General features: G+C 70.5%; 17 protein-coding genes and 1 pseudogene. 8 read left to right on the plus strand and 10 right to left on the minus strand.

Annotation, left to right across the window (positions count from 1 at the left end; genetic code table 11):
- Positions 1-143 precede the first annotated feature (143 nt).
- Entirely contained in the window at positions 144-2,063 is a 1,920-nt protein-coding gene (gene dxs / locus ACZ43N_RS01105; protein WP_468094231.1) for a 1-deoxy-D-xylulose-5-phosphate synthase, read from the plus strand.
- Positions 2,064-2,248: 185 nt separating this feature from the next.
- Positions 2,249-3,772: an amino acid permease gene (locus ACZ43N_RS01110; protein WP_468094232.1), complete on the plus strand. Its 1,524-nt coding sequence runs from the start codon at positions 2,249-2,251 to the stop codon at positions 3,770-3,772.
- Between the two features lie 137 nt (positions 3,773-3,909).
- On the opposite strand, the gene ACZ43N_RS01115 is transcribed toward ACZ43N_RS01110, so the two are convergent.
- Positions 3,910-4,278: a PIN domain-containing protein gene (locus ACZ43N_RS01115; RefSeq protein WP_468094233.1), complete on the minus strand. Its 369-nt coding sequence runs from the start codon at positions 4,276-4,278 to the stop codon at positions 3,910-3,912.
- Between the two features lie 135 nt (positions 4,279-4,413).
- Between ACZ43N_RS01115 and galE the strand changes: the two genes are divergently transcribed.
- Positions 4,414-5,454 (plus strand): UDP-glucose 4-epimerase GalE, encoded by a 1,041-nt coding sequence (gene galE, locus ACZ43N_RS01120; RefSeq protein WP_468094234.1) that lies wholly within the window; start codon positions 4,414-4,416, stop codon positions 5,452-5,454.
- 410 nt (positions 5,455-5,864) lie between these two features.
- Here galE and ACZ43N_RS01125 read toward each other — a convergent pair whose 3' ends face one another.
- From ACZ43N_RS01125 to ACZ43N_RS01140, 4 genes are all read right to left on the minus strand, one after another.
- Positions 5,865-7,994, minus strand: a complete 2,130-nt coding sequence (locus ACZ43N_RS01125) for a 3-hydroxyacyl-CoA dehydrogenase NAD-binding domain-containing protein (RefSeq protein ID WP_468094235.1) — start codon at positions 7,992-7,994, stop codon at positions 5,865-5,867.
- Complete coding sequence (locus tag ACZ43N_RS01130; RefSeq protein ID WP_468094236.1) at positions 7,991-9,208, minus strand: thiolase family protein; 1,218 nt, start codon at positions 9,206-9,208, stop codon at positions 7,991-7,993. The genes ACZ43N_RS01125 and ACZ43N_RS01130 overlap by 4 nt, the downstream gene beginning before the upstream one ends.
- A 226-nt stretch (positions 9,209-9,434) precedes the next feature.
- Positions 9,435-10,460: a LacI family DNA-binding transcriptional regulator gene (locus ACZ43N_RS01135; RefSeq protein WP_468094237.1), complete on the minus strand. Its 1,026-nt coding sequence runs from the start codon at positions 10,458-10,460 to the stop codon at positions 9,435-9,437.
- Positions 10,457-12,853, minus strand: a complete 2,397-nt coding sequence (locus tag ACZ43N_RS01140; protein WP_468094238.1) for a glycoside hydrolase family 2 protein — start codon at positions 12,851-12,853, stop codon at positions 10,457-10,459. Before ACZ43N_RS01140 ends, ACZ43N_RS01135 begins: the two co-directional genes overlap by 4 nt.
- A gap of 159 nt (positions 12,854-13,012) precedes the next feature.
- On the opposite strand from ACZ43N_RS01140, the gene ACZ43N_RS01145 reads away from it, so the two are divergent.
- From ACZ43N_RS01145 to ACZ43N_RS01155, 3 genes are read left to right on the plus strand one after another with little or no spacing between them, the layout of a single operon-like run.
- Positions 13,013-14,329 carry an ABC transporter substrate-binding protein gene (locus ACZ43N_RS01145; RefSeq protein ID WP_468094239.1) on the plus strand — a complete coding sequence of 439 codons (1,317 nt, stop codon included), beginning with the start codon at positions 13,013-13,015 and terminating at the stop codon, positions 14,327-14,329.
- Positions 14,329-15,282 carry a carbohydrate ABC transporter permease gene (locus tag ACZ43N_RS01150; protein ID WP_468094240.1) on the plus strand — a complete coding sequence of 318 codons (954 nt, stop codon included), beginning with the start codon at positions 14,329-14,331 and terminating at the stop codon, positions 15,280-15,282. Before ACZ43N_RS01145 ends, ACZ43N_RS01150 begins: the two co-directional genes overlap by 1 nt.
- Positions 15,279-16,133 carry a carbohydrate ABC transporter permease gene (locus ACZ43N_RS01155; RefSeq protein WP_468094241.1) on the plus strand — a complete coding sequence of 285 codons (855 nt, stop codon included), beginning with the start codon at positions 15,279-15,281 and terminating at the stop codon, positions 16,131-16,133. Before ACZ43N_RS01150 ends, ACZ43N_RS01155 begins: the two co-directional genes overlap by 4 nt.
- A 162-nt stretch (positions 16,134-16,295) precedes the next feature.
- Here the strand turns inward: ACZ43N_RS01155 and ACZ43N_RS01160 are convergent, their stop codons facing one another.
- The 3 genes from ACZ43N_RS01160 to ACZ43N_RS01170 all read right to left on the minus strand — a co-directional run bounded on the left by ACZ43N_RS01160 (position 16,296) and on the right by ACZ43N_RS01170 (position 19,385).
- Positions 16,296-17,591 carry an HRDC domain-containing protein gene (locus ACZ43N_RS01160; protein WP_468094242.1) on the minus strand — a complete coding sequence of 432 codons (1,296 nt, stop codon included), beginning with the start codon at positions 17,589-17,591 and terminating at the stop codon, positions 16,296-16,298.
- A gap of 176 nt (positions 17,592-17,767) precedes the next feature.
- Entirely contained in the window at positions 17,768-18,427 is a 660-nt protein-coding gene (locus ACZ43N_RS01165; protein ID WP_468094243.1) for a helix-turn-helix transcriptional regulator, read from the minus strand.
- A gap of 328 nt (positions 18,428-18,755) precedes the next feature.
- Positions 18,756-19,385, minus strand: coding sequence for a DUF3000 domain-containing protein (locus tag ACZ43N_RS01170; RefSeq protein WP_468094244.1), 630 nt, complete (start codon positions 19,383-19,385; stop codon positions 18,756-18,758).
- A gap of 230 nt (positions 19,386-19,615) precedes the next feature.
- On the opposite strand from ACZ43N_RS01170, the gene hemE reads away from it, so the two are divergent.
- Positions 19,616-20,683 (plus strand): uroporphyrinogen decarboxylase, encoded by a 1,068-nt coding sequence (hemE, locus tag ACZ43N_RS01175; RefSeq protein ID WP_468094245.1) that lies wholly within the window; start codon positions 19,616-19,618, stop codon positions 20,681-20,683.
- A gap of 19 nt (positions 20,684-20,702) precedes the next feature.
- Here hemE and ACZ43N_RS01180 read toward each other — a convergent pair whose 3' ends face one another.
- On the minus strand, positions 20,703-21,515 hold the full coding sequence (locus ACZ43N_RS01180) for a rhomboid family intramembrane serine protease (protein WP_468094246.1): 813 nt from the start codon (positions 21,513-21,515) through the stop codon (positions 20,703-20,705).
- 136 nt (positions 21,516-21,651) lie between these two features.
- Here ACZ43N_RS01180 and ACZ43N_RS01185 point away from each other — a divergent pair, with 136 nt between their 5' ends.
- Positions 21,652-21,990 carry a hypothetical protein gene (locus ACZ43N_RS01185; RefSeq protein WP_468094247.1) on the plus strand — a complete coding sequence of 113 codons (339 nt, stop codon included), beginning with the start codon at positions 21,652-21,654 and terminating at the stop codon, positions 21,988-21,990.
- A gap of 9 nt (positions 21,991-21,999) precedes the next feature.
- On the opposite strand, the pseudogene ACZ43N_RS01190 reads toward ACZ43N_RS01185, so the two are convergent.
- A pseudogene (locus ACZ43N_RS01190) lies at positions 22,000-22,161 on the minus strand (FAD-dependent oxidoreductase); the annotation flags it as partial.
- Between the last annotated feature and the right edge of the window lie 96 nt (positions 22,162-22,257).

Here is a 22,257-nt window from a genome sequence, read left to right on the forward strand (position 1 = left end):
CGTTCGCGGGCACCGGTGCAGGATGGTCTACGGCCGTTCGCGTGATGCGGGTCCCCCCCGCCCGGCGGTCGGTGGTGCACGCGGAAGATTAGACTTCGTCGAGCCCGGCAACGCTCGAACAGCACTATCGCAAGGAGGCACGGGTGCCGCTGCTGACCCGCATCAGGGGACCGCGCGATCTGGACCGGCTCAGCCTGGAGGAGTTGGACCAGCTGGCGGAGGAGATCCGGACCTTCCTCGTGGAGGCGGTGTCGAAGACCGGCGGTCACCTCGGCCCCAACCTCGGGGTGGTCGAGCTCACCATCGCGCTGCACCGTGTCTTCGACTCGCCGAAGGACAAGGTGCTGTGGGACACGGGTCACCAGTCCTACGTCCACAAGCTCCTCACCGGCCGTCAGGACTTCTCCCGGCTGAAGATGAAGGGCGGCCTGTCCGGCTACCCCTCGCAGGCCGAGTCCGAGCACGACGTCATCGAGAACAGCCACGCCTCGACGGTCCTCGGCTGGGCCGACGGTCTCGCCAAGGCCAACCAGGTGCTGAAACGCGACGACCACGTGGTCGCCGTGATCGGTGACGGCGCCCTCACCGGCGGCATGGCCTGGGAGGCGCTCAACAACATCGCCGACGCCAAGGACCGCCCCCTGGTCATCGTCGTCAACGACAACGAGCGCTCGTACGCGCCGACCATCGGCGGACTCGCCAACCACCTCGCCACCCTGCGCACCACCGACGGGTACGAGCGGTTCCTGGCCCGCGGCAAGGACCTGTTGGAGCGGACGCCCGTCGTCGGCAGGCCGCTCTACGAGACCCTGCACGGCGCCAAGAAGGGCCTGAAGGACTTCATCGCCCCCCAGGGCATGTTCGAGGACCTCGGCCTCAAGTACGTCGGGCCGATCGACGGGCACGACATCGAGGCCCTGGAGTCCGCCCTGTCGCGCGCCAAGCGCTTCGGCGGGCCGGTCATCGTGCACTGCCTCACCGAGAAGGGCCGCGGCTACCAGCCCGCCCTCCAGGACGAGGCGGACCGCTTCCACGCCGTCGGCAAGATCCACCCGGACACCGGTCTGCCGATCACCTCCTCCGGCGCCGACTGGACCTCGGTCTTCGGCGAGGAGATGGTGAAGCTCGGCAACGAGCGCGAGGACATCGTCGCCATCACGGCGGCCATGCTCCAGCCGGTCGGCCTCGACAAGTTCGCCAAGGCATTCCCCGAGCGCGTCTACGACGTCGGCATCGCCGAGCAGCACGGCGCGGTCTCCGCCGCCGGCCTCGCCACCGGCGGTCTGCACCCGGTCTTCGCGGTCTACGCGACCTTCCTCAACCGCGCCTTCGACCAGGTCCTGATGGACGTCGCCCTCCACAAGTGCGGAGTGACGTTCGTCCTGGACCGGGCCGGGGTCACCGGCACCGACGGCGCTTCGCACAACGGCATGTGGGACATGTCGATCCTCCAGGTCGTCCCCGGTCTGCGGCTCGCCGCGCCGCGCGACGCCGACCAGGTGAGGGCGCAGCTGCGCGAGGCCGTCGAGGTCACGGACGCGCCGACCGTGGTGCGCTTCTCCAAGGGCGCCGTCGGTCCCGCCGTACCGGCCGTGGGCCGGGTGGGCGGCATGGACGTGCTGCGGGAGCCCGGCACCGACACCCCCGACGTCCTGCTCGTCTCCGTCGGCGCCCTCGCCCCGATGTGCCTGGAGATCGCCGCCCTCCTCGACAAGCAGGGCATCACCACCACCGTCGTCGACCCGCGCTGGGTCAAGCCGGTCGACGAGCACATGGCGCCGCTCGCCGACAAGCACCGCGTGGTCGTCACCGTGGAGGACAACTCCCGCGTCGGCGGCGTCGGCTCGGCGATCGCGCAGGCCCTGCGCGACGCGGGCGTCGACCTCCCGCTGCGCGACTTCGGCATCCCGCCGCGCTTCCTCGACCACGCCTCCCGCGCCGAGGTGCTGGCCGAGATCGGGCTCACCGCGCCCGACATCGCCCGCCAGGTCACGGGTCTCGTCTCCAAGCTCGACGGCCGACTGGACGGCACCCCGTCCGAGGTGGAGCCCGCACGCGACTGATCGGGCTCAACTGGGCTGTCCGGGCCGGTCCCACCATCCTTTACGGTGGTGAGACCGGCCCATTCGCGTGAAACCGCCCGCGCCCGGGCATACGCTCCCCCAGCTCTCGGCTTGGCTCGACCCGGGGGGACCCCCATCGCCCCCTCTCGATCATGTCGAGGACGACAAGCGTGGGAGGTACCCCTGTGAGCAGCACACTCTTCCGGACGAAGAAGGTCGAGCAGTCCATCCTCGATACCGAGGAACCCGAGCACGCGCTCAGGAAATCCTTGTCCGCACTGGATCTGACGGTCTTCGGCGTCGGCGTCATCATCGGCACCGGCATCTTCGTCCTCACCGGTACGGTCGCCAAGAACAACGCCGGGCCCGCGGTGGCCCTGGCGTTCGTGGCGGCCGGCGTCGCCTGCGCGCTGGCCGCGCTGTGCTACGCCGAGTTCGCCTCCACGGTCCCCGTCGCCGGGTCCGCCTACACGTTCTCGTACGCCTCCCTCGGTGAACTGCCCGCCTGGATCATCGGCTGGGACCTGGTCCTGGAGTTCGCGCTCGGGACGGCGGTGGTGGCCGTCGGCTGGTCCGGCTACATCCAGTCGCTCATGGACAACGCGGGCTGGGAGTTGCCCGCCGCCCTGGGCAGCAGAGAGGGCGCCGGAGACTTCGGCTTCGACATCCTCGCCGCCGCGCTCGTCCTCGTCCTCACCGCCATCCTCGTGATCGGCATGAAGCTGTCCGCGCGGATCACCTCGGTCGTCGTCGCCATCAAGGTGACCGTCGTACTGACCGTGATCATCGCGGGCGCGTTCTTCATCGAGGGCAAGAACTACGACCCGTTCGTCCCGAAGGCACAGACCGTCGACGCCGGCGAAAGTCTCCAGGCGCCACTGATCCAGCTGATGTTCGGCTGGGCGCCCTCCAACTTCGGTGTGATGGGCATCTTCACCGCGGCCTCCGTGGTCTTCTTCGCCTTCATCGGCTTCGACGTCGTGGCCACCGCCGCCGAGGAGACCAGGAACCCGCAGCGCGACATGCCGCGCGGCATCCTCGGCTCGCTCCTCATCTGCACGACGCTGTACGTCGCCGTGTCGATCGTCGTCACGGGCATGCAGCACTACAGCCGGCTGTCCGTCGACGCCCCGCTCGCCGACGCCTTCAAGGAGACCGGACATCCCTGGTTCGCGGGCTTCATCAGCTTCGGCGCCGCCGTCGGCCTGACGACGGTCTGCATGATCCTGCTGCTCGGCCAGACCCGCGTGTTCTTCGCGATGAGCCGCGACGGACTGCTGCCCCGCTTCTTCTCCCACGTCCACCCGCGGTTCAAGACCCCGCACCGGCCGACGATCCTGCTCGGTGTGATCATCGCGATCCTCGCCGGGTTCACCCCGCTGACCGAACTCGCCGCTCTGGTGAACATCGGCACCCTGTTCGCCTTCGTGGTCGTCGCGATCGGCGTGATCATCCTCCGTAGGACCCGTCCCGACCTGCACCGGTCCTTCCGTACCCCGTGGGTTCCGGTCATCCCGATCCTGTCGGTGTGCGCCTCCCTGTGGCTGATGATCAACCTGCCGGCCGAGACGTGGGTGCGGTTCGGCCTCTGGATGGCCGCCGGGTTCGTCGTGTACTTCTTCTACGGCCGCTCGCACAGCCGCCTGGGCCGGCGCGAGGAGACCACACCGGGCGACGTCATCGAGCCGCCGGGACGCGAGGGGCGGTAGCCGACCGCCTGCCCCGGCCGACGGCGCCCTCCGGCCCCGTACGTGCCCGCCTTCCGGGTACGTACGGGGCCGGATCGCGTGGTCGGCCCCCGGGTTCCGTCAGCCGGTCAGTAGGTCGCGGTCGGTCAGTCGGTCGGTCAGGCGTCACCCCGTACCGTGCGCGGGCCCGTCACCTCGGCCCCCAGCTCCCCCACTCGGCGGCGCAGTTCGCGGTCGGCGGTGACGACGAGCGTGGGGCGGTCCCGCCCCTCCTCGGCGACGAGCTGGACGATACGGTCGTCGCCGCTGCCGGGCGCCGCGTCGACCCGTACTCCGGGTACGGACTCCACACCGCGGGCCGCGCCCTCCACGACCATGACGAGCTCCACCGGCTCGTCCCGGCCCGGGACCCCGTCACGGGCGAGCCGGTCCCGCAGCCGTTCCGCCGCGCCGCGCCGGTCGCGCCACCAGCCGTCGGGGACCGAGCCGATGACGTTCGCGGCGTCGATGATCACGAGGGTCGTCATGCTTCCCCATTGTGGGCCAGGGCCATGAGCCGGAGGCCGTACCGTCCTGTGGCGGGCTTCATCGCCGACACCGACCGGCCATGATCAGAACGTGATCAATTCGTCCGTTTGAGCGAAAGAAATAGTATGCGGCCCATGACTTGGTTGATCACGGGTGGTGCGGGCTTCATCGGGGCGCATGTCGTCCGCGCGATGCTGGACGCGGGTGAGCGGGTCGCGGTGTACGACGACCTGTCCACCGGCGACCCCGGCCGCGTCCCCGCGGGCGTGCCCTTCGTGAAGGGCTCGGTACGGGACGGCGAGCTGCTCCGCCGTACCCTCGCGGACCTGGGGGTCGACGGTGTGGTCCACCTCGCCGCCCGGAAGCAGGTCGCCGAGTCCGTAGCACGCCCGCTGTACTACTACCGCGAGAACGTCCAGGGCCTCGGCACCCTTCTGGAGGCCGCCGCCGACACCGGCGTACGGGACTTCCTCTTCTCCTCCTCGGCCGCCGTGTACGGCATGCCCGACGTCGACCTGGTCACCGAGGACACCCCTTGCGCCCCGGTCAACCCCTACGGCGAGACCAAGCTCGCGGGCGAGTGGCTGGTACGCGCCGCCGGCCGGGCGTACGGGATGCGGACCGCCTCGCTGCGGTACTTCAACGTCGCCGGTGCCGCCGACGAACACCTCGCGGACAGCGGGGCCTTCAACCTGATCCCGATGGTGTTCGAGAAGCTCACGGAGGGCGCCGCGCCCGTGATCTTCGGCGACGACTACGACACCCCGGACGGCACCTGCGTACGCGACTTCGTCCACGTCGAGGACATCGCCTCCGCCCATCTGGCCGCCGCCCGCGCCCTGCCGGACCGGGAGCCCGGCAGTGATCTGACGCTCAACATCGGTCGCGGCGAGGGCGTCTCCGTACGGGAGATGATCGAACTGATCGGTGAGATCACCGGCTACGGCCCCGACGCGTCCCCGGTCTCCGTCGCCCGCAGGCCCGGCGACCCGGCCCGCGTGGTCGCCGCCGCCGACCGCATCCACGCCGAACTCGGCTGGTCGGCACGGCACGACGTGCGAGCGATGGTGACCTCGGCATGGGCGGGCTGGTGCGCCCGTCACCCGGAGGCACGTCGTACGGCACAGCGGCCCGACCCGGACCGCACGGCAGGACGCGCTGAACGGCCCATGTGACAAGGGGCCCTGGGGGTGGGCCACGCGGGGGAGAGGCCCGAGGGTGGGCCAGGCCGTGGAGGGTCCCGAGGCGGGCCAGGCCGTGAGCCCCGAGGCGGTCCGTACGGCGGAGCGCCCAGGAGTGAGCCGCGCTCTGACGTGCAGGCGCCGGCAGATGGCGACATCCCGTCCGGCCACGCGCCGACCGTGCCCCGGCGCCCGACGAACGGGCGGCCCCCCACACGGTGGACCGGCGTCGGCGAGCCGTAGCAGGTCGTCGAGCGAGCCGTACGCATCGGGCCGCCCGTGGGCGGGGTCAGCCTCCGGTACGGTCCAGGCTTCGTTCGCGAGGCGGGCGGCGCCGGGAAACCGGCGGACGCATGAGAGAGGGCCTCCGCCCGAGACGGAGGCCCTCGGTCATACGGCTACGGTCACGCGGGGACCGAAGCCACGCCCTGCTCCAGGAACTTCTTGCCGTTCACCCGCTCGCTGACGCCCTCGCGGTCCAGGTACGGCGTGATGCCGCCCAGGTGGAAGGGCCAGCCGGCGCCCGTGATCAGGCAGAGGTCGATGTCCTGCGCCTCGGCGACGACACCCTCGTCGAGCATGAGCCCGATCTCCTGGGCGACGGCGTCGAGCACCCGGGCCCGCACCTGCTCCTCGGTCAGGACGACGTCGCCCTGCTTCAGGAGCGCGGCGACCTCGGGGTCCAGCTCCGGCTTGCCGGAGTCGTAGACGTAGAAGCCGCGCTTGCCCGCCTTGACGACGGCGGCGAGGTTCGGGGAGACCGTGAAGCGGTCCGGGAAGGCCCGGTTGAGCGTCTCGGAGACGTGCAGACCGATGGCGGGGCCGACCAGCTCCAGCAGGACCAGCGGGGACATCGGCAGACCGAGCGGCTCGACCGCCTTCTCCGCCACGTCCACCGGGGTGCCCTCGTCGATGACGTTCTGGATCTCGCCCATGAAGCGGGTGAGGATGCGGTTCACGACGAACGCCGGGGCGTCCTTCACCAGCACCGCGGTCTTCTTCAGCTTCTTGGCGACGGCGAAGGCCGTGGCCAGGGAGGCGTCGTCGGTCTGCTCGCCGCGGACGATCTCCAGCAGCGGCAGGATCGCGACCGGGTTGAAGAAGTGGAAGCCGACGACCCGCTCGGGGTTCTTCAGCTTCGACGCCATCTCGGTGACCGACAGCGAGGAGGTGTTGGTGGCGAGGATCGCGTGCGCCGGGGCGACCGCCTCGACCTCCGCGAACACCTGCTGCTTGACACCGATCTCCTCGAACACGGCCTCGATGATGAAGTCCGCGTCCGCGAAGCCCTCGGCCTTGTCCAGGACGCCGGTGACCAGCGCCTTGAGGCGGTTGGCCTTGTCCTGGTTGATCCGGCCCTTGAGCAGCAGCTTGTCGATCTCGGCGTGGACGTAGCCAACACCCTTGTCGACGCGCTCCTGGTCGATGTCGGTCAGTACGACCGGCACCTCCAGACGGCGCAGGAACAGCAGCGCGAGCTGAGAGGCCATCAGACCGGCGCCGACGACACCGACCTTGGTGACCGGACGGGCGAGCGACTTGTCCGGCGCGCCGGCCGGGCGCTTGCCGCGCTTCTGCACCAGGTTGAAGGCGTAGATGCCGGCGCGCAGTTCGCCGCCCATGATCAGGTCGGCGAGCGCCGTGTCCTCGGCGTCGTAGCCCTGCTGGAGGTCGCCGTTCTTGGCGGCGGCGATGATGTCCAGCGCGCGGTAGGCGGCCGGGGCCGCCCCGTGCACCTTGGAGTCCGCGATGGAGCGGCCCTTGGCGACGGCCTGGTCCCAGCCCTCACCGCGGTCGATGACCGGGCGGTCGATGACGATCTCGCCCTTGAGGACGGACGCCGTCCACAGCAGCGACTGCTCCAGGAAGTCGGCGCCCTCGAAGATGGCGTCGGCGATGCCGAGGTCGTAGACCTGCTCGCCCTTGAGCTGCTTGTTCTGGTTGAGGCTGTTCTCGATGATCACCGAGACGGCCTTGTCGGCGCCGATCAGGTTCGGCAGCAGCGTGCAGCCGCCCCAGCCGGGGACCAGACCGAGGAATACCTCGGGCAGGGAGAACGCCGGGAGGGCCGCGGAGACGGTCCGGTAGGAGCAGTGCAGACCGACCTCGACACCGCCGCCCATCGCGGCGCCGTTGTAGTACGCGAAGGTCGGGACCGCCAGCTTGGACAGCCGCTTGAAGACCTCGTGGCCGCCCTTGCCGATGGCGAGCGCGTGGTCGTACTCCTTGAGGAGCTCGACGCCCTTGAGGTCGGCGCCGACCGCGAAGATGAACGGCTTGCCGGTGATACCGACACCGACGATCTCGCCGGCGGCGGCCTCCTTCTCGACCTGGTCGATGGCGGTGTTCAGGTTCGCCAGCGACGCGGGGCCGAAGGTGGTCGGCTTGGTGTGGTCGAAGCCGTTGTCCAGCGTGATCAGGGCGAAGCGCCCGGCGCCGAACGGCAGGTCGAGGTGGCGTACGTGCGCACTCGTCACGACCTCGTCCGGGAACAGCTCCGAGGCCTGCTTGAGAAGCTCGGCGGTGGTGGTCACTTGTCCCCCTCGAAGTGCGGGTTCTCCCAGATGACGGTGGCGCCCATGCCGAAGCCGACGCACATGGTCGTCAGGCCGTAGCGGACGTGTCGCTGCTCCTCGAACTGGCGGGCCAGCTGCGTCATCAGACGGACGCCGGAGGAGGCCAGCGGGTGACCGAAGGCGATGGCACCGCCGTACTGGTTCACGCGGGCGTCGTCGTCGGCGATGCCGTAGTGCTCCAGGAAGGCGAGGACCTGGACGGCGAAGGCCTCGTTGATCTCGAACAGGCCGATGTCGTCGATGGACAGGCCCGCCTGGGCGAGCGCCTTCTCCGTCGCCGGGATCGGGCCGTAGCCCATGACCTCCGGCTCGACACCCGCGAAGGAGTACGACACCAGGCGCATCTTCACCGGGAGGTCGTTCTCGCGGGCGAAGTCCTCGGAGGCGATGATCGAGGCGGTGGCGCCGTCGTTCAGACCGGCCGCGTTACCGGCGGTGACCCGGCCGTGCACGCGGAACGGCGTCTTCAGGCCGGTGAGGTTCTCGATGGTCGTGCCCGGACGCATCGGCTCGTCGGCGGTGACCAGGCCCCAGCCGGTCTCGCCGCCCTCGGGGTTGGTGCGGCGCACCGAGATCGGCACCAGGTCCTGCTGGATCTTGCCGTTGGCGTACGCCTTGGCGGCCTTCTCCTGCGAGCGCACGGCGTACTCGTCGGCGCGCTGCTTGGTGATGGTCGGGTAGCGGTCGTGCAGGTTCTCGGCGGTCATGCCCATGAACAGGGCCGACTCGTCCACCAGCTTCTCGCTGACGAACCGCGGGTTCGGGTCCACGCCCTCACCCATGGGGTGGCGTCCCATGTGCTCGACACCACCGGCGATGGCGACGTCGTACGCACCGAACGCGACGGAACCGGCGACCGTGGTGACGGCGGTCAGGGCACCGGCACACATACGGTCGATGGAGTAGCCGGGGACGGTCTGCGGCAGGCCGGCGAGGATGCCCGCCGTGCGGCCGATGGTCAGGCCCTGGTCACCGATCTGCGTGGTCGCGGCGATGGCGACCTCGTCGATCTTGGCCGGCTCCAGACCGGGGTTGCGGCGCAGCAGCTCCCGGATCGCCTTCACGACGAGGTCGTCGGCGCGGGTCTCGTGGTAGATGCCCTTCGGGCCCGCCTTGCCGAACGGGGTGCGGACGCCGTCGACGAAGACGACGTCCCTGACGGTACGAGGCACGATGGCTCTCCTCCAGAGGTGCGGGACGGCACTGCTGCGATGCGCAACCGCTGAGCGGCCGCTCAGTCCCCATGCTACTTACGAGTAACAGTGCTGCCCACCCCTGGGCGGGGGAGCGGCGAAGGTCACACGGGTTCCCCATGTTACCGCCGGTTACAGGAGCCTGCCGCAGGCGCGCGGGGAACCGTGCGACCAGCGCGAACGCACCCGCGGCCGCCTGCGGCGATCAAGGGGCGGGCGCGGTGGAACCCCGAGGCACCAGCACCGGGGTGGCCACCGGATGGGAGGAACCCTCCCCGGCGATCACCTCGAACAACGTCCGCGCGACCTCCGCCCCGAACCCGTGCACGTCATGACTCATCGCCGACAGGGTCGGCCGGGTCAGCCGGCACAACTGCGAGTCGTCCCAGGCCAGCAGCGACACGTCCGCCGGCACCCGGACCCCCATCTCGGCGGCCACCGACAGCCCCGCCACGGCCATGATGTCGTTGTCGTACAGGATCGCGGTCGGCCGGTCCCCACCGGGCGCGCTGAGCAGCGACCGCGTCGCCCGGGCCCCCTCCTCCCCGGAGAAGTCGGTCGTCACCTGACGGATCCCGGCCAGCCCGAGCCGCCGCACCGCCTCGTCGACCGCGGCCGTACGGATGGCCGTGTGCCCGAGCAGCGCCGCTCCGCCCACCCGCGCGATGCGCCGGTGTCCGAGCGCCGCGAGATAGCGCACCGCCTCCGTCACGGCGGTCGCGTCGTCCGTCCACACGGAGGTGAGCCCCCCGGTCAGGGACGGATGTCCGACCGCCACGACCGGTATCCCGAGCCGCTGTGCCGCGGCCACTCTCGGATCGTCCGCGCGGAAGTCCACGAGGATCGACCCGCTGACCTGCCGCCCCCGCCACCACGCGTCCTGGACCCCCACCTCCTCCTCCAGGTTCCGCACGAGGCGCAGCAGCAGCGAGCTGGACCGCTCGGTCAGCACGCTCTCCACCCCGGAGACGAACTCCATGTAGAACGGTTCGAGCCCCAGCAGCCGCGCCGGCCGGCAGATCGCGAGCCCCACCACGTCCACCCGCCGGCTCGACAGCGACCGCGCCGTCAGGTTCGGCGTCCACCCGAGCTCCCGTGCCGCCGCGAAGATCCGGTCGCGCGTGGCGTCGGACAGTCCCGGCTTGCGGTTGAAGGCGAGCGAGACCGCCCCCTTGGACACCCCGGCACGCGCGGCGACATCCTTGATCGTCACCCGAGGAGGTGTGCTCATCGGCCCGGTTCCACACAGAAGAGGGCGCGCCGGACGGCCGCCTCGTCCGGCACGGCCTCCCAGCCCGCCACCCGGATCGTGACCCGCTCCCCGGGCAGCAGCGTGACCCGTCCGGTGTCGGCCCGGGCCCCCGCGCCCAGCCGGTCGGCCTGGAGCAGCAGATCCCGCAGCAGTGTCCGCGCCGTCACGGTCACCGCTCCCGGAGCCACCTCCACATCGAACTCCGGGCGGGGATATGGCACTTCGCGGTCGGGCGCCGGAAAACGCACCGCTCGCAGCCCGTCCACGTCGGCCACCAGGAACTCCTTCGCCCCCACGGGCTCCACCGCACGCGGCACGGGCACCTCGACGACGGCGCGAGGCCCGACGGCCACTCCGGGCACCGAGGACTCGGCGATCACCTCGCCCTCCACCGACATGCGTCGCAACCGCGACCGGGCCGGTTCCCACACCTCACCGGCCTGGTTCACGACGGCCAACGCCAGCTCCCCGTCCCGCTCCTGGAGTGTCACCAGCCGGTCCGCGTACAGCCGCCGCAGCTCGTGGTACAGCGGCTTCTCCCTGCCGTCGCCGTCGATCGCCGCCCAGGACGTCACCGGCCAGCAGTCGTTCAGCTGCCACACGATCGTGCCCGCGCACACCGGCCAGTGCGACCGCCAGTGCTCGATGCCGGCGGCGACGGCGCGCGCCTGGTTGAGCTGTGTCAGATAGTGCCACCGGTCGAAGTCCCCCTCCGGCAGGGCGAAATGGCGGGCGAGGCCCCGCTCCAGCTTCCCGTTGCCGTCCTCCGCCTTCTGGTGGTGCAGCATCCCCGGCGAGTCGGCGGCCAGCTCCTCCCCGGCATCGGCCAGCGCCCGCCGCAGCGTCGCGTACGCGGGCGGCGCCTGCCAGCCGAACTCCGCCACGAACCGGGGCACGGTCGCCCGGTACTCCGCGTAGTCCTCCCTGTTCCACACCTCCCAGGAGTGGTGCGTGCCGTGCGCCGGGTCGTTCGGATGACGGTCCCAGGACCCGGACCAGGGACTGCCCGCCGTGTACGGCCGCGTCGGGTCCAGCTCCGCGACGATCCGGGGGAGTACGCCGAGGTAGTACCCCTCGCCCCACGACTCCCCGGCGAGCCGCTCCTCCCAGCCCCAGTCCCTGAACCCCCACAGGTTCTCGTTGTTGCCGTTCCACAGCACCAACGAGGGATGTGGCATCAGCCGTACGACGTTCTCCCGGGCCTCGGCCTCCACCTCGCCCCGCAGCGGCTGCTCCTCCGGGTAGGCCGCGCACGCGAAGGGGAAGTCCTGCCAGACCAGCAGCCCCAGCTCGTCGCAGATGTCGTAGAAGTCATGGCTCTCGTAGATCCCGCCGCCCCAGATCCGTACGAGGTCGACGCCCGCGTCGGCCGCCTGGGTGAGCCGTGCGCGACAGCGGTCGCGGGTGACACGGGAGGGGAAGGCGTCGTCCGGGATCCAGTTCACCCCCCGCGCGAACAGCCGCTCGCCGTTGACGACGAAGGTGAACCCGGTGCCGTGCTCGTCGGCCTCCCGTTCGAGTTCCACGGTCCGGAACCCGACCCGCCGCCGCCACACGTCGAGCCCTTGGCCCCGGTCGCCGTGCAAGGTCAACTCCACCTCGTACAAGGGCTGTTCACCGTACCCGCGCGGCCACCACCGCTCGGCCCCCGGCACCTTCAACCGGACGACGCCGCTGGTGCCGTCGACGTCCGCGACCGCGCTGACACCCCCCACGCGCGCCCGGAGCCGCAGCCCCGCCTCCACGGCCGCCCGCTCCACGTCGACGCGCAGCTCCACCAGCCCGGTCGTCCCCTCGACCGTCACCAGCGGCCGTACGCGGGCGATCCGGGCCGTCGACCAGTGCTCCAGCCGCACCGGCCGCCAGATTCCCGCCGTCACCAGGGTCGGCCCCCAGTCCCAGCCGAACGAGCACGCCATCTTGCGGATGAACTGGAAGGGCTCGGGGTACGCGTTGGGCCGGTCGCCGAGCCGTTCGCGCACCGCCTCCGCCTCGGCGTACGCGGAGGCGAACCGTACCGAGAGCCGGCCGCTCATCCCGGTGACGTCGAAACGGTACGACCGGTGCATGTTCCGCACCGAGCCCAGCAGCCGCCCGTCGAGCCGTATCTCGGCGGCGGTGTCGAGCCCGTCGAAGACCAGGTCGGTCTGGTCCCGCCCGCCGGCCGCCCCCACTCCCGGAAGATCCACCTCGTACGTCCACTCGCGGCGCCCCACCCACGCGACCTCGGTCTCGTTGCGCCCGAGGAAGGGGTCAGGGATCAGCCCGGCCGCCAGCAGATCGGTGTGCACGCACCCGGGCACGGCGGCGGGCAGCTCCCGCCCCTCGTGCCGCAGGATCCAGCCCTCGGTGAGCGGGGTGGCGTCAAGCATGCGCCCTCCTAAACCGGTCCAGTCGATGAAGCGGCAGCGTAACGAAAAGTTTCGGCACCCTTGGCGAGATTGGGACTTTACCGGTTCAGTGAACGGCTGCCAGAGTGCCGAACCAGCCAACCCACCCGTGCTCGTCCGTCCCGAACGGAGCTGGTGCACATGAACCACCGAAGGACGCTCACCGGAACACTGCTCGCCGCCGCACTCCTCGCGTCGGGCTGCACAGGCAGCGGAGGAGGCTCGAAGGCAGCCGACGCGAAGGCCCCCGACGATCCGTCGAAGGTGTCCGGAACCATCAAGGTCCTCACCCATCGCACCGACATCGTGCAGGACGGCACGATGAAGAAGTACGCGGCGGAGTTCAACAAGATCTACCCGAAGGTGAAGGTCGAGTTCGACGCGATCACGGACTACGAGGCCGAAGTCAAGATCCGTATGAACACGAAGAACTACGGCGACGTCCTCATGATCCCGGGCGTCATCAAGAAGAACGACTACCCCAGGTTCTTCGCCTCGCTGGGCACCCAGGAGGAGCTCGGCAAGAAGTACCGCTTCACCGGCTTCACCACGGTCGACGGCAAGGTCTACGGCCAGAGCCCCATGGGCGCGACCCCGGGCTTCCTCTACAACAAGCGGATCTGGGCGAAGGCCGGCGTCACCGACTGGCCCACCACGCCGCAGGAGTTCCTCACCGCGCTCAAGGCCATCAAGTCCAAGACCGACGCCATCCCGTACTACACCAACTTCGCAGCCCAGTGGCCGCTCACCCACTGGACGTTCGTCAACGGCTCGGTCAGCTGCGACACCGGCGCCACCACCGCCCTCGCCGAGACCAACCCCTGGGGCGAGAACGGCGAACTGCGCGTCGGCGACACCCTGTTGTACGACATCGTGAAGCAGGGCCTGATCGAGAAGGATCCGACGACCACCAACTGGGAGGAGTCCAAGCCCAAGCTGGCCAAGGGCGAGATCGCCACGGCATGGCTCGGCAGCTGGGCGGTCATCCAGTTCCGGCAGGCGGCCGAGAAGGCCGGGGCCGACCCCGACGACATCGGGTTCATGCCGTTCCCCGCCCGCGTCGACGGCAAGGCGTGCGCGACCGCCAACCCCGACTACAACCAGGCCGTCAGCATCCACTCGAAGCACAAGGCGGCCGCCCGCGCGTGGGTCGACTGGTTCACCGACAAGTCGGGCTACGCCGAGGACAACCTGTCGATCGCGACGCTGAAGAACGCCCCGCTGCCCGAGGTGCTCAAGCCGTACGAGGAGCGGGGCGTGCAGCTCATCGAGCTCGACGACGCCAGGGGCGGCCAGGTCAAGGAGATCGACAACGCCTCGGAGGTCGGCATCTACGCCCCCGAGTACCGCCAGGACCTCGTCGACCTCGCCCGCGGCGCCAAGGACGGCAGCCTCGACGACTTCCTCGACGACCTGGGCGAGCGCTGGACCGAGGCGCAGAAGACCGTGGGTACCTGATGCCCCCCACGCACACGACCGAGAAGGTGGCGCGGCCCCCGTCGGCCGCGCCACGGCCCCCGGAGCCCCGGTCGGCCCCCCGCACGGCGCGACTGTGGCGGGGGCTCACCCCCTGGCTCTTCCTCGCCGCCCCGCTGGCCCTCCTGGTCGCCTTCACGTACGCCCCGGTCGTCAACATGCTGGCGTACAGCTTCACCGACTGGGACGGCGTCAGCCCCGAGCTGAGCTACATCGGCGCCGACAACTACCTGGAGATCTTCACCCGTCCCGAGCTGTTCCAGGTCTTCTTCGTCAGCGGCTACTACCTGGCCGCCTCGGTGGTGCAGATCGCCCTCGCCCTCTACTTCGCGACGGTCCTCAGCTTCAACGTGCGCTTCCGCAACTTCTTCAAGGGCGTGCTGTTCTTCCCGTACCTGATCAACGGCGTCGCGATCGGCTTCGTCTTCCTCTACTTCTTCCAGGACGGCGGCACCCTCGACTCGGTCCTCGCCCTCTTCGGGTACGAGTCCGACCGGGCCTGGCTCGGTACCTCGACCTCCGCGAACATCTCCCTCGCGAGTGTCTCCGTCTGGCGCTACATGGGCCTGAACTTCGTGCTCTTCCTCGGTGCGATCCAGTCGATCCCGGGCGAGCTGTACGAGGCCGCCGAGCTCGACGGGGCGGGCCGCTGGCACCAGTTCCGGTACATCATCGCGCCCGGCATCAAACCGGTGCTGAGCCTGAGCGTGATCCTCTCGATCTCCGGGTCCCTCTCGGTCTTCGAGATCCCGTACATCATGACCGGCGGCGCCACCGGCACCGAGACCTTCGTGATCCAGACGATCGACCTGGCCTTCCGCTTCAACAAGACCGGCCTCGCCTCGGCCGCCGCCGTGGTCCTGCTGCTGATCATCCTCGCGGTGACCTGGGTGCAGCGCCGTCTCGTGCCGGACGACAAGGTGGACCTCACATGACGCTCGCGCACCCGACCCCGGTCGTACGACGCCGGGTCGCCCGGACGCTCACCCATCTCTCCCTGGTCGTGGCGTCGGTGGTCGTCCTGCTGCCGCTCGCCGTGGTGTTCCTGACCTCGCTCAAGTCGGAGCAGGAGATGGCGAAGGGCAGCCGGGCCCTCGGCCTGCCCGACGATCTCCTCAACCTCCGGAACTACGCGACGGCGTTCCGGGACGGCGAGATGCTCGCCGCCTTCGGCAACACGGCCTTCATCCTGTTCTTCGCCGTCACCGGCACGGTGGTCATCGGCTCGATGGCCGCCTACGCCATCGACCGGTTCACCTTCCGCTTCCGCAAGCTGGTCGTGGCGCTCTTCCTGGTCGCCACGCTGGTGCCCGGGGTGACCACCCAGGTGGCGACCTTCCAGATCGTCGACAGCTTCGGCATGTTCGACAGCCTCTGGGCCCCGATCGCCCTCTACATGGGCACCGACATCGTCTCGATCTACATCTTCCTGCAGTTCGTCCGGTCGATTCCGATCTCCCTGGACGAGGCGGCCCGCCTGGACGGCGCCAACGCCTTCACCATCTACCGGAGGATCATCTTCCCGCTGCTGAAGCCGGCGATCGCCACTGTCGTCATCGTGAAGGGCATCACCGTCTACAACGACTTCTACGTCCCCTTCCTCTACATGCCCTCGGAAGACCTTGGCGTGATCTCGACATCGCTGTTCCGCTTCAAGGGCCCCTACGCCGCCCACTGGGAAACGATCTCGGCAGGAGCGGTGCTCGTCATCCTGCCGACCCTGATCGTCTTCCTGGCCCTGCAGAGGTTCATCTACAACGGCTTCATGAGGGGGGCGACGAAGTGAAGCAGGGAGCGACGAAGCAGAGGAGCGATGGGGCGGAAGGGCGCCTCGTGGCTCCCGGGAGCCCAACAGGAGGCGCGGGGAACTGCGCGACCAGCCCCCACGCACCCGCACCCGCATACGCACCGCAGCGCACCCCCGAAGCGGCCCCTCCCGCGGTCGCGGCTACGCGCTCTTGCCCACAGTCGACAGCGCCCCCACCAGCACCGGTGTCACCAGCTCCACCTGCCACGCGCGTGCCCCGTACCCCGCCAGCGAGGCGGAGATCGAGTCGGCGTCGGCGGTGACCGGCGGCTCCCAGCACAACCGCCGCACCGTGTCCGGCGTGATCAGGTTCTCCTGCGGCATGTTCAGCTGCTCCGCCAGGGCGCTGACCCCGGCCCGTGCCGCGGACAGCCGTGCGGCCGCCGCCGGGTCCTTGTCGGCCCACGCCTTCGGCGGCGGCGGCCCCGTCACCGGCTGCCCGTGCGCCGGCAGCGCGGTCTCGGGCAGCGCCTTCGCCCGGTCCACCGCCGCCTGCCACTGCTCCAGCTGCCGCCGTCCCATGCGGTGCCCGAAGCCGTTCAGCGCGGCGAGGGCCTGCGCGCCTGCCGGCAGAGCCAGGGCCGCCTCGACGATCGCCGCGTCGCTGAGCACCTTGCCCGGGGAGACGTCCCGCCGCCGCGCGATACGGTCCCGGGCCTCCCACAGCTCCCGTACGACCGCCATCTGCCGACGGCGCCGTACCTTGTGCATCCCGGACGTACGCCGCCACGGGTCCTTGCGCGGCTCGGGGGGCGGCGCCGTCGCGATCGCGTCGAACTCCTGGCGTGCCCATTCGAGCTTGCCCTGCCGGTCCAGCTCCTTCTCCAGGGCGTCCCGCAGGTCGACGAGGAGCTCCACATCGAGGGCGGCGTAGCGCAGCCACGGCTCGGGGAGCGGGCGGGTCGACCAGTCGACCGCGGAGTGGCCCTTCTCCAGGACGTAGCCGAGGACGTTCTCCACCATCGCGCCGAGGCCGACCCGGGGGAACCCGGCGAGCCGGCCGGCCAGCTCGGTGTCGAAGAGCCGGCTCGGGACCATGTCTATCTCGCGCAGACACGGCAGGTCCTGGGTGGCCGCGTGGAGCACCCACTCCGTGTCGGAGAGCGCCTCGCCGAGGCCGGAGAGGTCCGGGCAGGCGACGGGGTCGATGAGCGCGGTGCCCGCGCCCTCACGGCGCAGCTGCACCAGATAGGCGCGCTGGCCGTAGCGGTATCCGGACGCGCGTTCGGCGTCGACGGCGACGGGGCCGGAGCCGGCGGCGAACGCGGCGATCACCTCGGCCAGCGTCGCCTCGTCGGCGATCACGGGCGGAATGCCGTCCCGGGGCTCCAGCAGAGGGATCGGCGCCCCCGCATCAGAAGATCCGCCGTCGTCCGGAGGGGCGCCTCCGGTGGTTCGCAGGGTGCTGTCTGCTGCGGTCTCTTGGGCGTCGGTCACCTGTCAAGGGTATCTGTGTATGGACATGGCCCGCCGACGGAACGTTCCGTCGGCGGGCCATGAAGGGGCGTAAACAAGTCATGCGTCACACGTGTCAGTGAAACTTTCCGGCGAATCAGAAGAAGTCGGACATCATCGAACGATCTCGGCCCCTTTCCGGCCGCTCCGACGCGACGTCAGTGGATGATCCCGGTGCGCAGGGCCACCGCGACCATTCCGGCGCGGTCGCCGGTGCCGAGCTTGCGGGCGATACGGGCGAGGTGGCTCTTGACGGTGAGCGCGGACAGGCCCATCGACACCCCGATCGCCTTGTTCGACTGGCCCTCCGCGACCAGGCGCAGCACCTCGACCTCGCGGCCCGACAGCTCGCGGTAGCCGCCCGGGTGGCTCGGGGTACCCGGGGGGCGGCGGTGCATTCGGGCGGCGGAGCCGAGGGGCGCGGCGCCGGGGCGGGTGGGCAGTCCGATGTTGGTGCGGGTGCCGGTGACGACGTATCCCTTCACGCCGCCCGCCAGGGCGTTGCGGACGGCGCCGATGTCGTCGGCGGCGGAGAGCGCGAGGCCGTTGGGCCAGCCCGCGGCTCGGGTCTCGGAGAGGAGGGTCAGGCCGGAGCCGTCCGGCAGGTGGACTTCTGCCACGCAGATGTCACGGGGATTGCCGATGCGGGGACGGGCCTCGGCGATGGACGAGGCCTCGATGACATCGCGGACCCCGAGGGCCCACAGGTGACGGGTGACGGTCGACCGGACGCGCGGATCGGCCACGACCACCATCGCGGTCGGTTTGTTCGGACGGTAGGCGACCAGGCTTGCGGGCTGCTCGAGGAGAACGGACACCAGGCCTCCTGGGTGCGGGACGAGGGGCCGGCTCGTCGGGCTCGTGGGGTCGAAGCCGGGACGAACCGTACTTTCAAGGTCACAGAGGTCTTCGGCATCAAACCTCTGCTCCTTTAGAGAATGATCACGATTTGGTGAGTAACAATCCGTGCAATTCGGACACCCCTTCGATCACTCGAAGATCGAACGGTGTCGCTTCGGGTCGATACGAGGCCGAAAGTGGCCGTATCGACAAAGTGACGGTTTCGATCGGCGTGGCGGACGCGGCAATGAAAAAGGACCGTGCTCCCACGGAGCACGGTCCTCGGACGAAGGGGCGGTGACGGGTTCAGCGTGACTGCGGCCCCCGCCGCTGCGGCAGCGTCACCACCGCCGCGTCACCCGGATCGACCGCGGGCGGCAGCCCGGCGATCTGGGCGAGCAGGTCGCACCAGGACGCGAGGTGCGCGGCCGTGTCCGGTACGCCGCCCAGCCCCTCCCGCGGTGTCCAGGACGCCCGGATCTCGATCTGGGAGGCCGCGGGACGTGTGGCCAGTCCGCCGAAGTAGTGCGAGCTCGCCCGGGTCACCGTCCCGCTCGGCTCGCCGTACGACAGCCCGCGGGACTGCAGCGCGCCGGTCAGCCAGGACCAGCACACCTCGGGCAGCAACGGGTCCGCGGCCATCTCCGGCTCCAGCTCCGCGCGGACCAGCGTCACCAGCCGGAAGGAGCCCTGCCACGCGTCGTGCCCCGCCGGGTCGTGCAGCAGGACGAGACGGCCGTCCGCCAGGTCCTCGTCGCCCTCGACGACCGCGGCCTCCAGGGCGTACGCGTAGGGGGCGAGCCGCTGCGGCGGCCGGGTCGGCTCGATCTCGATCTCGGGCCGCAGCCGAGTGGCCCTCAGTGCGTCGACGGCGGAGCGGAACGGCACCGGGGCCGTCCTGCTCGCATCGCGCTCCCCCTCCTTCGCGTCGTCCATTCCGCCAGCGTCGTCCGACAGTCGTCCCTGAGCCGCAGCCATGCCGGAACATTAAGGGGAACCGAGCCCCGGCGCAGGGCAAGACACCCGTGCGCTCGGTCACGGTCGGATCGCGCTCAGCGAACGCGGGCCGGGCGGCGCCCAGGCGGCCGTGGCCGGAAACATTCGACGGCCCGGGTCACCCACAGCCCCGGCCGTCACTGTCAAGCGGGCGTGCGAGACTTTGCCTCGTGAGTGCCAACGCCAGCCCCTCGGGCCACCAGCCGACCGCCACGTATGACTCCGCCTTCCTCAAGGCGTGCAGGCGCGAGCCCGTGCCGCACACACCGGTGTGGTTCATGCGGCAGGCCGGGCGCTCACTGCCGGAGTACCTGAAGGTGCGTGAGGGCATCCCGATGCTGGAGTCGTGCATGCGGCCCGAGCTGGTCACGGAGATCACCCTCCAGCCGGTCCGCCGGCACAACGTGGACGCGGCGATCTACTTCAGCGACATCGTGGTCCCGCTCAAGGCCATCGGCATCGACCTCGACATCAAGCCCGGCGTCGGCCCGGTCGTGGAGAACCCGATCCGCAGCCGCGCCGACCTCGCCCGGCTGCGCGATCTGACCCCCGAGGACGTCTCGTACGTCACCGAGGCGATCAAGCTGCTCACCGCCGAGCTGGGGGAGACCCCGCTCATCGGCTTCGCCGGCGCCCCCTTCACGCTGGCCAGCTATCTCGTCGAGGGCGGTCCCTCCCGCACCTACGAGAACGCCAAGGCGATGATGTACGGCGACCCGGAGCTCTGGGCCGACCTGCTCGACCGGCTGGCCGACATCACCGCCGCCTTCCTCCAGGTGCAGATCGAGGCCGGTGCCTCCGCCGTCCAGCTCTTCGACTCCTGGGCCGGCGCGCTGGCCCCCGCGGACTACCGCCGCTCGGTGCTGCCCGCCTCCGCGAAGGTCTTCCGGGCCGTCGAGCGGTACGGCGTCCCACGCATCCACTTCGGCGTCGGCACGGGCGAGTTGCTCGGCCTCATGGGCGAGGCGGGCGCGGACGTCGTCGGCGTCGACTGGCGTGTGCCCCTCGACGAGGCCGCCCGCCGTGTCGGCCCCGGCAAGGCGCTCCAGGGGAACCTCGACCCGACGGTCCTGTTCGCCGGCCACGAGGCCGTCAAGACCAAGACCCGCGAGGTGCTCGACACGGCCGCCGGTCTGGAGGGCCATGTCTTCAACCTGGGCCACGGCGTCCTGCCCTCCACCGACCCCGACGCGCTGACCCGGCTCGTGGAGTACGTCCACGAGCAGACGGCCCGCTGACGCCGGGAGAACGTCCGCCTCACCACCCCTGCCGTACCCGTCTGCCCCGGAGCAGGCCGCGCGGCTCGGGTGGGGGCGGGGTGCCCGGGCGCAGCGGCCAGGCGAGCAGCATGCCCGCGGCGAAGCCGACGAGGTGGGCCGCGTAGGCCACCGTCCCGGTGTCGGAGACGCCCTCGCCGGACGAGTAGACCGCCTGGAGCACGAACCAGGAGCCCAGCACCAGCCATGCGGGCAACCGCAGTGGCAGGAACACCAGTAACGGCACCAGCACCCACACCCTGGCCCTCGGGAAGAGCGCGAGATACGCACCGAGCACCCCGGCGATCGCCCCGGACGCGCCGATCAGCGGGTCGCCCGAGTCGGCGTTGAGGAGCGCGTAACCGTACGTCGCCGCATAGCCGCAGGTCACATAGAACAGCGCGAAGCGCACATGACCCAGCCGGTCCTCGACGTTGGTGCCGAAGATCAGCAGGAACAGCAGGTTGCCCAGCAGATGCAGCCAGCCGCCGTGCAGGAACATCGCCGTGAGGACGGACAGCGCGGGCGACTTGTCGTAGCCCGGCGCGCCCATGAGACAGCCGCCCGTGCCGGGGCCGACGGCGCCGGTGGGCACCAGGTTCGGTAGCTGATGGTGGATCACCTCCTGTGGCACCGCCGCGTACCGCTCGACGAACGCCTGGATGTGGCACAGCTGTGCCGGACCGCTGTCCCCGGCCGTCGAACCGGCGAGACCGGGAAGGAAGATGAAGACGAAGACGTTCGCGGCGATCAGTGTGTACGTCACCACGGGTGTGCCGCGAACGGGGTTCACGTCATGCACGGGGATGACCACAAGGACCGTGTGCCCGCGATACGGGGCCGGAACCAGCCTGCCCCCTCGGCGGTGCACGGGGGCGCCGGATCCGTGAACGCTCGTGCACGGTGGTGCGTATGTGTCCTCAACCGCGGATCTACGTGAGGAACAGGCGATGAACGACCGAGTCACTCCTTCGATGCACGCCACCCCCGACGGTGAGGCGGAACTGTCCCTGGTGGTGAAGCTCACCTGGGAAGACCTCGCGGCGCTCGGCCAGGAGGCCGGGCGGCTGGCCGCGCGGATGCAGCGGCCGGTGACGCTGGACGAAGCGGTGAGCCACCGGCTGCGGTCGGTGCGGGCGGCCGCGGCGCACGCCAAGCCGGCGACGGCTCCCACGGCTCCCGCCGCGGTGACCTCGTCCGCGTCCGTGTCGTCGTTGCCGTCGCGGCCGGGAGCCGACCAGGCGATGCAGGCCATCGACCGGATCAGCGGGAACTCGTCGGCCGTCTGACCTCAGGGGTCAGGCGCCCGACCGCACCGCCGTCACCGCCTTTCTCGCCGCCACCAGGATCGGGTCCCAGACCGGGGAGAAAGGCGGGGCGTAGCCCAGGTCCAGGGCTGTCATCTGCTCGACCGTCATGCCTGCCGTCAGGGCCACGGCGGCGATGTCGACGCGCTTGCCGGTCGCGGCCGGGAGCCGACCAGGCGATGCAGGCCATCGACCGGATCAGCGGGAACTCGTCGGCCGTCTGACCTCAGGGGTCAGGCGCCCGACCGC

The sequence above is a fragment of the Streptomyces sp. NPDC030814 genome (assembly GCF_055572155.1).